The sequence below is a fragment of the Herbaspirillum sp. 1173 genome, from assembly GCF_031455335.1.
Classification (GTDB): domain Bacteria; phylum Pseudomonadota; class Gammaproteobacteria; order Burkholderiales; family Burkholderiaceae_D; genus Herbaspirillum; species Herbaspirillum huttiense.
The window spans coordinates 97,448-111,853 of sequence record NZ_JAVDSP010000009.1 but is presented as its reverse complement, the minus strand read 5'-3'; the positions used below and the strand labels follow the sequence as shown (position 1 = coordinate 111,853).

The 14,406-nt window shown below is 53.0% G+C and carries 19 protein-coding genes; all 19 read left to right on the top strand.

The window, feature by feature from the left end:
* The first annotated feature begins 170 nt into the window (after nucleotides 1-170).
* Nucleotides 171-3,914: a methionine synthase gene (gene metH / locus J2X56_RS22745; RefSeq protein ID WP_209570068.1), complete on the top strand. Its 3,744-nt coding sequence runs from the start codon at nucleotides 171-173 to the stop codon at nucleotides 3,912-3,914.
* A gap of 133 nt (nucleotides 3,915-4,047) precedes the next feature.
* A complete protein-coding gene (locus J2X56_RS22740) occupies nucleotides 4,048-4,332 on the top strand; it encodes a WGR domain-containing protein (RefSeq protein WP_310162899.1) in 285 nt (94 codons plus the stop codon).
* Between the two features lie 99 nt (nucleotides 4,333-4,431).
* Nucleotides 4,432-4,764: a hypothetical protein gene (locus J2X56_RS22735; RefSeq protein ID WP_310162896.1), complete on the top strand. Its 333-nt coding sequence runs from the start codon at nucleotides 4,432-4,434 to the stop codon at nucleotides 4,762-4,764.
* Nucleotides 4,765-4,768: 4 nt separating this feature from the next.
* The gene (locus tag J2X56_RS22730; RefSeq protein WP_310162894.1) at nucleotides 4,769-5,101 is read left to right on the top strand and encodes a hypothetical protein; all 333 of its coding nucleotides are present in this window, start codon (nucleotides 4,769-4,771) and stop codon (nucleotides 5,099-5,101) included.
* A 165-nt stretch (nucleotides 5,102-5,266) separates the two neighbouring features.
* A complete protein-coding gene (locus J2X56_RS22725; RefSeq protein WP_310162891.1) occupies nucleotides 5,267-5,554 on the top strand; it encodes a hypothetical protein in 288 nt (95 codons plus the stop codon).
* Between the two features lie 51 nt (nucleotides 5,555-5,605).
* Nucleotides 5,606-5,959, top strand: a complete 354-nt coding sequence (locus J2X56_RS22720) for a DUF2185 domain-containing protein (RefSeq protein ID WP_310162888.1) — start codon at nucleotides 5,606-5,608, stop codon at nucleotides 5,957-5,959.
* A 265-nt stretch (nucleotides 5,960-6,224) separates the two neighbouring features.
* Nucleotides 6,225-6,548 (top strand): hypothetical protein, encoded by a 324-nt coding sequence (locus J2X56_RS22715; RefSeq protein ID WP_310162885.1) that lies wholly within the window; start codon nucleotides 6,225-6,227, stop codon nucleotides 6,546-6,548.
* Nucleotides 6,549-6,832: 284 nt separating this feature from the next.
* A complete protein-coding gene (locus tag J2X56_RS22710) occupies nucleotides 6,833-7,414 on the top strand; it encodes a hypothetical protein (protein ID WP_134040213.1) in 582 nt (193 codons plus the stop codon).
* 352 nt (nucleotides 7,415-7,766) lie between these two features.
* Nucleotides 7,767-8,195, top strand: coding sequence for a hypothetical protein (locus J2X56_RS22705; protein WP_310162880.1), 429 nt, complete (start codon nucleotides 7,767-7,769; stop codon nucleotides 8,193-8,195).
* 467 nt (nucleotides 8,196-8,662) lie between these two features.
* The gene (locus J2X56_RS22700) at nucleotides 8,663-8,932 is read left to right on the top strand and encodes a DUF6881 domain-containing protein (protein ID WP_034336485.1); all 270 of its coding nucleotides are present in this window, start codon (nucleotides 8,663-8,665) and stop codon (nucleotides 8,930-8,932) included.
* 77 nt (nucleotides 8,933-9,009) lie between these two features.
* Nucleotides 9,010-9,399: a hypothetical protein gene (locus J2X56_RS22695; protein ID WP_134137031.1), complete on the top strand. Its 390-nt coding sequence runs from the start codon at nucleotides 9,010-9,012 to the stop codon at nucleotides 9,397-9,399.
* A gap of 212 nt (nucleotides 9,400-9,611) precedes the next feature.
* Nucleotides 9,612-10,133, top strand: a complete 522-nt coding sequence (locus J2X56_RS22690; protein ID WP_134040217.1) for a hypothetical protein — start codon at nucleotides 9,612-9,614, stop codon at nucleotides 10,131-10,133.
* A 112-nt stretch (nucleotides 10,134-10,245) separates the two neighbouring features.
* Nucleotides 10,246-10,533 (top strand): hypothetical protein, encoded by a 288-nt coding sequence (locus J2X56_RS22685; protein ID WP_310162876.1) that lies wholly within the window; start codon nucleotides 10,246-10,248, stop codon nucleotides 10,531-10,533.
* A gap of 130 nt (nucleotides 10,534-10,663) precedes the next feature.
* Nucleotides 10,664-11,200, top strand: a complete 537-nt coding sequence (locus tag J2X56_RS22680; RefSeq protein ID WP_134040221.1) for a hypothetical protein — start codon at nucleotides 10,664-10,666, stop codon at nucleotides 11,198-11,200.
* Nucleotides 11,201-11,237: 37 nt separating this feature from the next.
* On the top strand, nucleotides 11,238-11,537 hold the full coding sequence (locus J2X56_RS22675) for a hypothetical protein (protein ID WP_134040223.1): 300 nt from the start codon (nucleotides 11,238-11,240) through the stop codon (nucleotides 11,535-11,537).
* Between the two features lie 43 nt (nucleotides 11,538-11,580).
* Nucleotides 11,581-12,036, top strand: a complete 456-nt coding sequence (locus tag J2X56_RS22670) for a hypothetical protein (RefSeq protein WP_134040225.1) — start codon at nucleotides 11,581-11,583, stop codon at nucleotides 12,034-12,036.
* Nucleotides 12,037-12,148: 112 nt separating this feature from the next.
* Nucleotides 12,149-12,670 (top strand): SMI1/KNR4 family protein, encoded by a 522-nt coding sequence (locus J2X56_RS22665; RefSeq protein ID WP_158601250.1) that lies wholly within the window; start codon nucleotides 12,149-12,151, stop codon nucleotides 12,668-12,670.
* Nucleotides 12,671-12,737: 67 nt separating this feature from the next.
* The gene (locus tag J2X56_RS22660) at nucleotides 12,738-13,343 is read left to right on the top strand and encodes a hypothetical protein (protein ID WP_134040227.1); all 606 of its coding nucleotides are present in this window, start codon (nucleotides 12,738-12,740) and stop codon (nucleotides 13,341-13,343) included.
* A 68-nt stretch (nucleotides 13,344-13,411) separates the two neighbouring features.
* The gene (locus tag J2X56_RS22655) at nucleotides 13,412-14,122 is read left to right on the top strand and encodes a tetratricopeptide repeat protein (RefSeq protein ID WP_121040703.1); all 711 of its coding nucleotides are present in this window, start codon (nucleotides 13,412-13,414) and stop codon (nucleotides 14,120-14,122) included.
* Nucleotides 14,123-14,406 lie beyond the last annotated feature (284 nt).

Here is a 14,406-nt window from a genome sequence, read left to right as displayed (position 1 = left end):
GCCCCGCCCGCAAAGCCTGCCGGGAGGCGGGAGGAGGGTGCTTTGGCGTATAATCGGGTTCACTTTTTGCCTGATGAACCGGTCCTTTTCTGGCCGGTTTTTTTATCCGCAGCGCGCTTGCGCGCGGGATCAGGCCTCGCATTGTTGCCGTTACCAGAGAAAAACGCCAGATGAAGCCGAACGAACTGTGCCAGACCGAATTGCTGCTGCGCGACCTGATGTCGCAGCGCATCCTCATCCTCGATGGTGCGATGGGCACCATGATCCAGCGCTACAAGCTGACCGAAGAGGATTATCGCGGCCAGCGTTTCGCCGACTTCAGCGTTCCCGGCAAGGACCTGTTCGTCAAGGGCAACAACGAGCTGCTCTCGCTGACCCAGCCGCACATCATCCAGGAAATCCACGAGCAATACCTGGCCGCCGGTGCCGACCTGATCGAGACCAATACCTTCGGTGCCACCAGCGTGGCCCAGGACGATTACCACATGGCGCATCTGGTCTACGAGATGAACGTGGAATCGGCGCGTCTGGCCCGTGCGGCCTGCGACAAGTACTCGACCCCGGACAAGCCGCGCTTCGTGGCCGGCGCCCTCGGCCCCACGCCCAAGACCGCTTCCATCTCACCGGACGTCAACGACCCGGCCGCGCGCAACGTCACCTTCGATCAGCTGGTGGCGGCCTACCTGGAGCAGACCCGTGCGCTGGTCGAAGGCGGTGCCGACGTGCTGCTGGTCGAGACCATCTTCGATACGCTCAACTGCAAGGCGGCTTTGTTCGCCATTGATACTTTCTTCGAAGAGAGCGGCAAGCGCCTGCCCATCATGATCTCGGGCACCGTCACCGATGCCTCCGGACGCATCCTGTCGGGCCAGACCGTGACCGCCTTCTGGAACTCCATCCGCCATGCGCGCCCGCTGACCGTGGGCCTGAACTGCGCCCTCGGTGCGGCCCTGATGCGCCCCTATGCGGAAGAACTGTCCAAGATCGCCGACACCTACGTCTGCATCTACCCCAACGCCGGCCTGCCCAATCCGATGAGCGATACCGGCTTCGATGAAACCCCGGACGTCACCTCGGCCCTGTTGAAGGAATTCGCCGAGAGCGGTTTCGTCAACGTCGCCGGTGGCTGCTGCGGCACCACGCCGCCGCACATCAAGGCCATTGCCGAGACGGTGGCCACCATCGCCCCGCGCAAGCTGCCCGAGCCCACGCACGAGATGCGCCTGTCGGGCCTGGAGCCCTTCACCATCAATGACCAGTCGCTCTACGTCAACGTCGGCGAGCGCACCAACGTCACCGGTTCCAAGGCCTTCGCCCGCCTGATCCTGAACGAGCAGTACGACGAGGCCCTGGCAGTGGCCCGCCAGCAGGTCGAGAACGGCGCGCAGATCATCGACATCAACATGGATGAGGCGATGCTCGATTCGGTCGCCGCCATGACGCGCTTCCTCAACCTGATCGCCTCCGAACCCGACATCGCACGCGTGCCCATCATGATCGACTCCTCCAAGTGGGAAGTCATCGAAGCGGGCCTGAAGTGCGTGCAGGGCAAGTCCATCGTCAACTCCATCTCGATGAAGGAAGGCGAGGAGAAATTCCTGCGCGAAGCCAAGCTTTGCCGCCGCTATGGGGCGGCCGTCATCGTCATGGCCTTCGACGAAGTGGGCCAGGCCGATACCTTCGCCCGCAAGATCGAGATCTGCGAACGCGCCTATCGCCTGCTGGTGGACAAGCTGGACTTCCCGCCCGAAGACATCATCTTCGACCCCAACATCTTTGCGGTCGCCACCGGCATCGAGGAACACAACAACTACGCGGTCGACTTCATCGAAGCCACCCGCTGGATCCACCAGAACCTGCCCTACGCCAAGATCAGCGGCGGTGTCTCCAACGTCTCCTTCAGCTTCCGCGGCAACGACCCGGCGCGCGAAGCGATCCACACCGTGTTCCTGTATCACGCCATCAAGGCCGGCATGACCATGGGCATCGTCAATGCCGGCATGATCGGCGTCTATGACGACCTGCCGGCCGAGCTGCGCGAGCGCGTGGAAGACGTGGTCCTGAACCGCCGCGAAGACGCCACCGAGCGCATGATCGAATACGCCGCCACGCTCAAGGCCGGCGACAAGAAGGAAGAAGCCACCCTGGAATGGCGCAACCTGCCGGTGGCCAAGCGCCTCTCGCATGCGCTGGTGCACGGCATCACGCAGTGGATCGTGGAAGACACCGAAGAGGTGCGCCAGCAGGTCGCCGCCGATGGCGGCCGCCCCATCCACGTGATTGAAGGTCCGCTGATGGATGGCATGAACGTGGTCGGTGATCTGTTCGGCCAGGGCAAGATGTTCCTGCCGCAGGTGGTCAAGTCGGCGCGCGTGATGAAGCAGGCCGTGGCGCACCTGATCCCCTTCATCGAAGAAGAGAAGCGCCAGCTCGAAATCGCCACCGGCGAAGTCGCCAAGCCCAAGGGCAAGATCGTCATTGCCACCGTCAAGGGCGACGTCCACGACATCGGCAAGAACATCGTCACCGTCGTCCTCCAGTGCAACAACTTCGAGGTCGTCAACATGGGCGTGATGGTGCCCTGCGCCGAGATCCTGGCCAAGGCCAAGGAAGAGAAGGCCGACATCATCGGCCTCTCCGGCCTGATCACCCCGTCGCTGGAAGAGATGGCCTACGTCGCCAAGGAAATGCAGCGCGATCCGTATTTCGCCGGCCTGAAGATGCCGCTGATGATCGGCGGCGCCACGACCTCGCGCGCCCACACGGCCGTCAAGATCGCCCCCAACTACGAAGGCCCGGTGGTCTACGTGCCGGATGCTTCGCGCGCCGTGTCGGTGGCGCAGTCGCTGCTGGCCGACGAGCAGAAGACGCAGTACGTGGCCGACCTCAACGCCGACTACGAACGCATCCGCGAACAGCACGCCAGCAAGAAGGCCGCGCCCATGCTGTCGCTGGCGGCAGCCCGCGCCAACAAGACCAAGCTGGAATTCGCACCGGTCAAGCCCAAGTTCATCGGCCGCCGCCTGTTCAAGAATGTGGACCTGGGTTTGCTGGCCAACTACATCGACTGGGGTCCGTTCTTCCAGACCTGGGACCTGGCCGGTCCTTATCCTGCGATCCTCACCGATGAAGTCGTGGGCGAAGCGGCGACCAAGGTCTTCCAGGAAGCCCAGGCCATGCTGAAGAAGATCATCGATGGCCGCTGGCTCACCGCCAATGGCGTCATCTCGCTCTTGCCGGCCAACACCGTCAACGACGACGATATCGAGATCTACACCGACGACAGCCGCAGCCAGGTTGCCTTCACCTATTACGGCCTGCGCCAGCAGACCGAGAAGCCGGTGGTGGATGGCGTGGCGCGTCCCAACCAGTGCCTGTCGGACTTCATCGCGCCCAAGGCATCGGGCGTGCAGGATTACATCGGCATGTTTGCCGTGACCGCTGGCCTGGGCATCGAGAAATACGAAAAGCGCTTCGAGGATGCCCACGACGATTACTCGTCGATCATGCTCAAGGCCCTGGCCGACCGCCTGGCCGAAGCCTTTGCCGAATACCTGCACGAGCGCGTGCGCAAGGACCTGTGGGGCTATGCCGCTGATGAGAACCTGAGCAGCACCGATCTCATCAAGGAAAAATATCTCGGCATCCGTCCCGCCCCCGGCTATCCGGCTTGCCCGGAGCACACCGTCAAGGCTGAGGCTTTCCGTGTCATGCAGTGCGACGAGATCGGCATGCAGTTGACCGAGTCTTACGCCATGTTCCCCGGCGCCTCGGTGTCGGGTTTCTACTTCGCGCATCCGCAGTCGAAGTACTTCGTGGTCGGCAAGATCGGCGAAGACCAGGTCGTGGATATGGCGGAACGCCGCCATGTGCCCAAGGAAGAGGTGGAGCGCTGGCTGGCGCCGAACCTGTAAATGATTTACGGAATCGCCGTCCGGCCTGATGCCGGACGGTTAGTTTCATTTCCGGACTTTTGCCGCGGGTTCTTGTATTCCGTCGCCGTCCTGCTATCATCCACGCCCGCCGTTCCGTAGCCCTGCTTTTGCCATGATCGATTCCGCTGACCACGTCACCCATGCACTGCCCGTGACCGTGGCCACGCGCCTGCACTTCACCGACGGCAAGACGCGCGCCATCTTCACGGTGGACCTGGTGCAGGATCTGCTGGGTGACTGGGTACTCACGCAAGCCTGGGACGGCATCGAAGGCCGCAGCGCCGTGCGCCGGGTGGTGGTGGCCGGGCATGAGGAAGGCTTGCGGATGCTGCAGAAGATTGCGCAGCACAAGGAGCGCTTGGGGTTTCGGCCGGTGCATCTTTATCACGTGGGCTGAGGCCGTCGTCTTCGTTCTTGATCGCCGTTCGCGCCTTGCTGGCCCGGGCGGCTTTTTTATGTGCGGGTGTCTGCTAGGCCTGATATTCAGGAGTGTCGCATGAACATGCATGACCTGTTGGAGGGTGAGCTCCTCTCCATTGAGTGGGCGCAAGAGAAGACGTATGCCGGCCTTGAAGTCCTTACTGTGGACGACCGGAGAGTTCGGATCGACGCCATCGCCTTGCATGATGTCGATGTGCAGATGAGCTTTCATCCCGTCGCGCTCAATGCAGGCCGTTGCACTGCCGACGGCAGCCCAAGCCTCGGTGAGATTGAAGCGATACAGTTCGCTCCCCATCTGCTCACGCTCGAAGGCGATTTCGGGCGTATCGAGTTGGTAGCGGGGCACATGGAAATCGTTGCATGTGAGCTTGTGAAATCCGAAAGGTGAATCCATGCGTCACAGAAAATCGCTCTTTCTTTTTATCGAAGCAGTAGCTTTGGGTGGTCCGACGTCTCTTTTGCTTATTTGCGGACTTCTTTATATTGTCGGGGGATCCGTTTATCAATTGGCAGAAGGCCGACCGTTGAGCGCTATCGGTGCTTTAGCGGTTGCGTGGGCGTTATTGCAGTTCTGGATCCCCGCAGCTTGTACGATTTCTCAGCACCCGTACAAATTCGGCGCGGAATTTGGCCTTGGTATCCTTGGTGCTTTTATCGGCATTGTTGTGATGAACGCAGGGATGCCGGATTGGTTTTCAGCGGCGCTGGTTGGACTGCCTTGCTAGGAGGCGTGCATTTCAGTGATGAGCAGATATTGATCCGAAGGACATCGGGACAGATTCGTTAGGCCATAATGTCAGCAATTGGCTGAGGCAGGTTATGGCATGAGAGCAACTATAAAATGCTTTCGGTTGGACGCGCGTGCAAATTAATAACAAGGAGTTGCCGTTATGTCCTGGTTGTTTGCGGACCCTCCAAACGTGGCCGTCATTACACTTCGATGTATTGTCGAAGGCTCACATCCTGTGACTTACGTCTCGCACGATGCAGATGACGGTACTTGGCAATTCCTCCCGAATGTCGACGGCGGTCTGTCTGCTGATGATGCTATGCTGGTTAGCCTTGAAAGCATCGTCGCAATCGATTTTTCCGTTCAGGAGCTGGCTTCGTTGCCGTCAGGCTGGTGCGCTTGGCGTTCTGGAAAAGGCGTACCTTGGACCAGAGAGAAACAGGACTGAAAGTCTGCGCTCGGCCAGAGACAGACATCCCTGAACCCCATGACGCTAATCATGAATAGACAAAAAAAGAAGTTCGCACTGACGGCTGATCAAATCAAGCCTCTCGCAACTGGCAGAGGAGGATGCATTGCTACAGACAGGATCACTGTCGAAGGCAAGCCAGTGGGATATATGGTCCGTGAGGAGACCTCACGCCCGGGCGATAGCGGGTGGTGTTTCATGGCGGGTGACGAGACCCAGGAATATATGGATGACAGCACCAACCACGAAATTTATGACGTGAACACCATCGCCAACTATTCTCCGGATATTGTGGCGTTTCTTGATTCGCCCCCACGTACAGCGTTCGCACGTATTTCTTCTGGAAAGCTGATTCAGGTTCCCTATGAAGAACCGTTGGAATGACGTGCGTAACAGTGACGGATATTATTCGGCCAAAAGCGGACGACGAAAATACAAGGAAAGAACGTGAGGTGGCTTCTCAAATTGCATCATGCTTCAGTGGCTGTATATTCTGCTTGCCCCAACCAATAGCCAGCTAAAATTTTATCCATTGATGACTCAACGATCCGTTCGCGATCTCGCGACTTTTCTCATGGTGTGTGGGCTTTCCACTTCCCATGCCGAGGGATTTGATTGGACCTTGCTCAAGGGAAGTTAGTCATTTTCAATGAAGACAAAAATCGGACTGGTCCTTGCGGGCATCGTTATCTCGATTCAATGGCTGATAGTAGTGAGCTTCATGGATCATTCCTATTCCTCGTGGTTGAAGGAGGGGAATCGGGTTGTCACGGCCAGTATCCGCGGCACCATCTTCTTCACCATTTGTTCGGGGCTCGCCATCCTGTTCCTGGCAAAGTTGAATGACAGATTCCATCAAGCCCGATCCGCTCTTCGTTATCTCAGCCAGATCCTCATGTTGATGGGATTGGCAGGCGTGTTGGTATTTTGGGGAATGATCTTTTCTGCCATCGTTCTGCTTGTGAATCGCTGAAGGTGTTTGGTGACGTCCAGGAATTGGCGGTTGCAGATTCACCCGATGTCGATGTCTGTGTCGTGACAATGATGCGTCTCAGGCGACTGCAAGCTCGGGTGTGGCTGCAATCTACCAGAAGCAGGCTTTTCCGTTTTGCCGAACGAACCCTCTCGCGCCGATGATATGTCCGTGCCAGCAAACGCCGACAGGCTTGCTACATTGTCCCGTTTGGTCTCCCGAGGTGAAAATGCTGGCCGACATGTCAATCCTCTCATACGTTCTCTTTTCCAGTTCAACTGCATATGAAAACTCGCCGTCTCGTCTTTTTCTCTCTGTCATTGGTGTGCTCACTGGCGATGGGCCAGGAGGCCTGTGAGAAATTAAGTGCCACCCCAAGAACTGTAAGGCAAATGGCTGATGCGCAATTATCCGTATCGAAGAAGGCTGTTGTCGTACAGGACTCGGATTCTGAACCCAATAAATGCTTTCCCCGTGCAAAGTCTTTGATGGTGATGGGAGCACCGCTCTGCCAGATGGAATTTTCGAATGTTCAGGTTCCCGTTTTGGCCGCTGTCTTTGCTTCGACGGAAGACAGTAGCAATGCGGAATCCGCGTTCTATATCATGCGCGGGAAAAAAGAGGATGTTGCCGCAGCATCAGCCTACTTCGACAAGAACTATAGCGACGCAACAGCCGAGTATCTGAAAGACATCAAAAAGGGAAGGGTTTACGGATCTCTGCGTGCCTGGAAAAACGGCGCGCAGTATATCGTTCTGGAACAAGATGAACCTGGTTATCGTTCCGAGGATATGTCATTGAGCCTGAGCGTAGGCAGCAAGCAAGGAATGATCATCAGCAATACAGATCTCAATACTTGCCGTTGAGCGCCGGCTTTTTTCTTGCTGCTTCCATGCTTGCGTTTCAACGTCCAGATGTCGTCCGCAAGTTTTCAGAAGCGTGCTTTCCTGGCCGCGGTTTTAGCTAATGATGAACGGCAGATAACGGAGCTATCCCGATCACATGCCAGTCTAGGGGCTCGCATGATTTGCTGAGAAGCATAGGCGGTTTCCATATCGGCGATCCTCATTGTTATTGGGGCCATGATGTCCGCTATCGTTCAGAAGTGGCCCTTGTACGCAAACTGTCCCACGAATTCCGGCTAGGTGTTGTGGATGGAAATACTCATGGTTTGGCGTTCGGAACAAGCGAGCGTTCCTGGACCCGCGAGAATCTGAAATGTACGAACTTTACGATGAATATCTTGGTCGCGACTTCTCGTCTGACTATTGGTCAGATGAGGGAATATCGCAGGCGGGATTGATGTTGAGCAGATTTACCGATAGCGATTGGAGTGCTCTTTCTACCTCGTGCCTCGGCAAGCCCGAAAAGTGGGGTAGTCGATGCGCCGAGACTCTCGGCGATATCCAGAGTTACAACGCGATTTTAGTTTTGCTCCAACTACTCAAATCCGTAAATTATGATATCCGCGTCGCAGTACTTGATTCGATCCGATCTCATTTGAGTAGTGCGGCATATATCTCACCGCATGTTCAAGAAATAACTGATGCCGTGGCACAGATAAGGGCATCCAAAGGCGTCGATCACATTGTTGACTTGATACTTACGTCGCTCGAGAAACAGATGGTCAGGTTGCAGATGGGGTGATCGCATCTCTTTGTATATGTTTTGAGGAAGTCCGCCCTCGGCCGGGAACGGCTGCCTGGTTCTCAACGTGCTATATGATTGGCACAAAATGGATAAGCCAATTCCTGCTCCCGACGTGATAGTACGTCTTCATCTTGTAAGGACGGAGGATGGCGATCGACGCCAAACTATCCGATCTTATGAATCTCACGGCTACGGTTGCTTGTTATCGATCGATGCCGAATATTTCGATTGCCGTTGGCTACTGGCTGAAGACGAAATATTGGCTCCAGGGACTCAGCATCGGGTCGCGATCAAGTTCCTTGATCGATCGTTGGTGAAACCCCGGCTAGTTGTCGGGAAAAACATCAAGATGTGGGAAGGAAAAGTAATTGCCGATGGCCATATCGAGGAAATTTTCTGTTAAATAAGATCCGCTTTCAGCCAGAAGCAGACGCTCTGGAGAAACGACTCCAACAGGGGGCTTGGTGAATTACATCAAAGTGAAGTGGCATCACAGTTCCGAATCGGAGCCAGTGGAACTGTATAGCGAGCTTGATGAGAACCGATACGAGGTTCGCAAGATCGAGATGTATCGCAGCGGTCACCTCGATTTTGCTGATGGTAGCAGGACTTCAGGAAATACCCGTCTTGGGGAGCTGCCGGTTCCTCCAATTCACGAAATCAATGACGATACCCAGTTTGAGGCATCGCTTATCTCAAAAGAGACTTTCGAAGCTTTATGGAAGAATCTCTAACTCTTATGATCGCCACTCAATGGTCTGAAATCGGCCAAAAGCGGAATCTCCTATAACGAAAAATGCATCGCCACGTCATGAACGACTACGAAAAAAACAATCGTGCAAGACTCATTCAGCTGTTGTCGAAGATTCCATCTCAAGCTTGTCCCCCTGGTTGGCAAAAGACGGGAGCATTCGCTGTTGGAGGTCTAACCGAAGTTGGGTTCTCACAACGATCAGAATTGCTTTTGGTTGTATCCAGCGCTGGCAGAGGAGTGATTGATTGCACGCGTGGGGAAAAAATCGCGCGCGACTATGAGATCAATGGCGATTGGTATTCTGCATCGTCCTTGACTTGTGAAGGCATAGGCCCGCTGAAGGATGAACGAATACAGCTGGCTGGCCTGGTTGGTGGAGGTTTGCCTTTCCCAACTGGCCTGAGTCTGATCTATTCTTCTGTGGCCCCTATAAATCGCCTTTCGTAGAAGGTCGTCAACCAGACTGTCTGCATATCGCATCTGGTGACTTTCGCACGTTCGGATTTTCCTTTAGCGGAAACTCATTCATCTTTGCGACGAGTAGTGATGTCACAGTTTTTAGTAAACTACCGGAATGACTGCAATCCGCCAGAAGAAGGCAAAATAGCCATCGTTGGCAATGAGGCCATCATGGTCGTGGCTAACCAGGATTGCCAAAAATGAAGAGATATCGCCCTGCCATCACGATACTGATTCTGTCTGCGCTCAACCTTTTTTCATCTGCCTACGCACAGAATTTCCCATTAAAACCAGCCCCCTTTAATGACAGATTTCAAGGATATCCAAATGCCTGCGTTTCCTCTGAGCGCCAGCGGATAGAGGCCGAAATACATGTTCTTGCCACAAATCATGAACCGGCGCTTGCCTCTCGTCTGGCGCTCGAAATGCTATGTGGAGACAATTATCAGTCCTATGAGTACGTAATTTCGCATACTGCGGAAACAATCCGTAGTGTAGACACTGGAAGTTATGATGAGCATGGGCACTTTGCAGCAGTTCAGGTAGCGGGAGCCGCTATTGTTCTTGCGAGGAGAGAAGCTTGGAACGTTCATGTCTCACGTCTATACGCAGGAGGAATCGGGATTGAATTCTCTGATGGTGGACCGTGCATTTCTAGCTTTGAGATAGATAGACCGGCAACGCATTGGGTAATTGTCGCTACTGACGTTATGTGCGATTAGGTCCGTATTTACAGGCAGCTATGTCTGCTACCGGCCAGAAGCAGTCATACGATTTCTATCATTTTTGACAAAGACAATCGATAACATTGTATGGAGGATGCCATGGAGGCCGTTGACCCATCCTCGAGACGTACCTGCTCTTCAGCTCCAACTGGAACGAGAGCTTGCAGAAGGCCATCCCCTCTGGGGGAATGATATTGAAGTCGTTGGCCGTCGAGTGGACAACGATGATGTATTGGTCCTTTGTTGCGATGGAGCAATGGTAGTTGTCCATCTCGACTGGGCAACCGGCCCGCATAATAATCCAGCAGAATACCCGTCAGTTATCACCTACCAGTCTCTAGCCGAATTCCATCAAGTCATGGATTCTGATGCACATGAGTATGGTGACGATGATTGAATCAAAGTTCGCAATCGGCCCGGGACAGACTTTTGAGGCTTCGTCCTGCCCAGTTCGTCGTCGCTTTGCCCAAATTGATTCCAGCTAGCGGCCTAGATATGTAACTGCTTACATTAAATGAAGGAAATTAATGGGTTTTTCTATCTCTTGGTTAGCCACTCCGTCCGATAAGAAAGAGATTGTGCTTAGTGCATTGGGTTTAGCTGAGACCAATCAACGTCAGTCATTCACAGAAACCGCTCGCGCGGGAATTGCGCTGCCAACTGGATGGTACGTCGTATGGTTTGACACCCCCAGTCCTTCGGCATTGAAACCGGAATTTCTGCGTATGCTCTCCGCAAGCACGAAGATCGTCGCATGTCAGATAGAAGAGCATGCAATGGTCAGCACGGCAGCTTGCTGGGAAAATGGAAAAGAGCAATGGTTTATTGCTCACGACGCAGAAGATGGGGTCATGAGCCTTGATGTGATGGGCAATCCGCCTGTCTTTTTTGATGAGGTACGCGCGGAGATGCTGCAGCTACAGGATGGCCGTACGGATGTCGACTATGTCTTTGATGTCCCGATTATGCTGGCAGAGCGATTAGTCGGATTCCGACATGATGCGGCATTTGACGAGAATGAAGAGGAAATGTTTTTTGTTCTCTCGCAACGTTCGGCGGCATAGGCTCCCAGTGCGAAAAGACTTGCTAAAGGCGTGGAATATGATGTCTTCTATTGGCCAGAGGATGCCGTTCAATAAGGAATCAGATATGCGATTCAAATTGGAATATCTATCGACTGGCAATGCTCCATATGTGTTGGCGCGTCAAGTAGACAAAGGTGACTTCAGAGTAGGGCCGGATTCGCGTCTGGCCGGCGTTCGTATCAAGTGCCAATTTTTACAACCACGCGCACTACGACCAGACGGCTCACCAGATTTGACCGTATTTTCCTTTGAATTGCTCGAGCGTAAAGATGGCGAGCTTTTGAAGATTGGCGAAACGGTAGACCTGATTCCATGAAGTCTCAATACGGCCAAAAGCGGACTTTCAATAGATAAAGCACATGCCAATAATTTTTCAACTATCCGAATTTAAGAAAGCACCGCGAGGGCCGTACGCTTTCGATTTTTGGGTCCACCCAGTTTTAATTTCGAGCGTATTAGGTTTATTTGCCGTCGAACTTCGTCCGGATATTGGCGAGCCAGATTTGCAGATGGTTAATGAAGCTGAAAGATTAGTCTCATTTATGCAAGCACATCCCGATAAACTATTGGATAAAGTCTATGAACACTATCGGGGTTTCGATGCGCATTCTGGATGGCTAGCTTCCTGCGACGTTCCAGAAAATTTAAATAAAGATGAACTGCTGCCATATCTTGTAGTGAGAGATATTGTCGTCATTCGGGACGAAGACATGCAAGCACTGAGTTCATGTTTTTACATCTCTCCACAATGGGATACGGAACACGGCATTTACCTTGAACTGCACGGAATTAAGCTGGAATATTGCGAATTTTGAGTTCTGAAAGTATAGCCGGACACGGCCAGTAGCAGGCATTGAAAATGGTATTGATGTAGAGCCTCCCGCAATCAACAACGCTACTTCAGGTACTTAACTACTTATGACTACTATGAAAAGCTTTGATTTTAAAACGCGTTTTATCGGGGCTTTACCTTCTATTCCTCCTGGGCTGGAATTAAATTTGGACAGGTTTGTCGAGTTTGATAAAAATCTTCTCTCTTGCTTGGCTGAAGAGGATAGCGCCTTCCTTGAACGACATGGTTTGCCGTGCGATGCGTCACCGTTTCTAAGTTTTTCCGCATATTCTCCGTCGCAAATTGCTCAAAGTATCGAAACCTTCGCATTACCCCCCCATTACCTTCCCATTGGAAACAATGGGGCAGGTGACATCATTGCGATAGACGAGGACTCGCGACAGGTCGTCTACTTTAATCATGATGCGCATAACTTACGGGTTTTTATCAATTCGACAGTGCACCAGTTTGCAGAATGCCTCTGTGTCTTCCAAGAGCATCTTCGAAGCGAAACGATGTCCTCTTGTTTAACTGAAATTGAAGGAATAGATGCCGCCGCCGCAAACGTCAATACCATGTGGCACAGTGAGGTGATGGCGGAGATTTCAAAATTATAGATATTGTTTGGTTGCGAATTGGACGGCAAGAGAACGGCCGCAATCGGCCACAAGCGGACCAAAATCAATGCTTAAAAAAGATTTTAAAAATATTAATAAAATGAAAATTCCAAAACTCTCGCCGTCTCAACTCCAAATGACGTGGCAATGCGCAGCTCAGTGCGATGCCCTGATAACTTCCGAAGATTGGCTAAGATCCTTCTGGTATGAACAGTACTGGTCGGACGGGATTGCAATGGCTAAATACGACAATGGTGCGGGAGACCATGTTATTGCGCTCTTTAGCGTTGACGGAAAAGTTGTGCTCAAAGGCTTTGACCACGAATCAGAAGTCAGCCCATATGCGCGCGATGAATACGGAATCTGGCCAGGGATTTACGAGGGTATGCCGCAAGAATTCCTACGTTTGATACAGGACGAGGCCATCGAATCTGAGCTCGTTACGTTTTGCTGTTGGAGTACAGACGGTAAATCTTGGGAAACCGGAACCGCGTTACTTCCTGTCGGCATTGATGATGGCTCCGACTGGTTGTTAGATATGGTGCAAATGGACGCGGAAGAGTTCATTGAGTGGGCAAAATCTTACTATGAAGATAACTTTGAACGAATCGGTGAAGATGGCATTTTCAAGGAATTCAACGTGCGTTATAAACCTGCGTCGCTGGGCGACTGACTGTTTCGGAGCATGCCTGCTTGAGTGAAAATTTGGGACGCTCTGGGTCGGTTCCGATGATTTGATTAATGTCGCTGTACTTGAAGCTGAACGAGATACCTGATTCGAATGCCGTAGTCATCAAGGACCGCTTCCGGCCAGAAGCAGACATCCCATTTATCCGGAACCAAGAATTCAAGCAATCACGAAAATTCAAAATGAAAATTTACCCGGCATTTTTTTTTCTACTGTTATTCCTGTCGAACTGCGCTCATGCGCAACTCCCCCGCGATTGCAGCGACGCCTCACAAAAGTTGCTGGAGGCAGAAGTTCAGCAAGGGAATCCCAAGGCCCAATATTTGTTGGGCACTCAGCTTTTGACGGGGCAATGCGGAAGAAAAGATAGTGATGAAGGCGTCAAGCTGGAAGCCAAGTCGGCCGAGAGTGGATATCCGCCCGCAATCCATATTCTTGGTGTCATTCTTCGCAAAGAGCGCAGCATCCAGGAAGCTGTTCCGTTTTTCCTTGGTGCAGCACAAAAAGGCTTCCGTTTAGCTGAAGTTGACCTTGCGTTCGCTTACGGCGAAGGCTCTCCGATCAAGAATCTACCACTGTCCTACGCATGGTTCTCTGTCGCGGAAAGTCATGAAGAAAAAGCAGAGCTAAAACAATTTCTCGCATCGAATTTAAAGATGCTGGCAGGAAAAATGGGTGACGCGGATATGGAAAAGGCAAACCAATTGAAGGAGAAGTTGCTCGCGGATTTTGGCTCCATCCCGCGATTTAAAGATGATCCATGAAATCACCAGCGGCCAAATGTGAGCAACACCAAGACACAGGTACACGGTCAGCCAGTGCTCCTGTTTTCGATGGCAGTGATTCCGCTACTGTGGCTTGCTGTCACGATAGGCCGGGAATGGTCAACGAGCCATGACGATCGGCATTTGGTAAAGCTTCTGCCTTTCGCTCGCAGAGACATCGGTGAAATCGCTTGATGGGACGCCTTGCCGAAGCAAGCCTGGGCATCTGCCTCGATTACTATCCCTATAAAAAAGATGAGAAACAAGGCTGATCGGACCAAGCT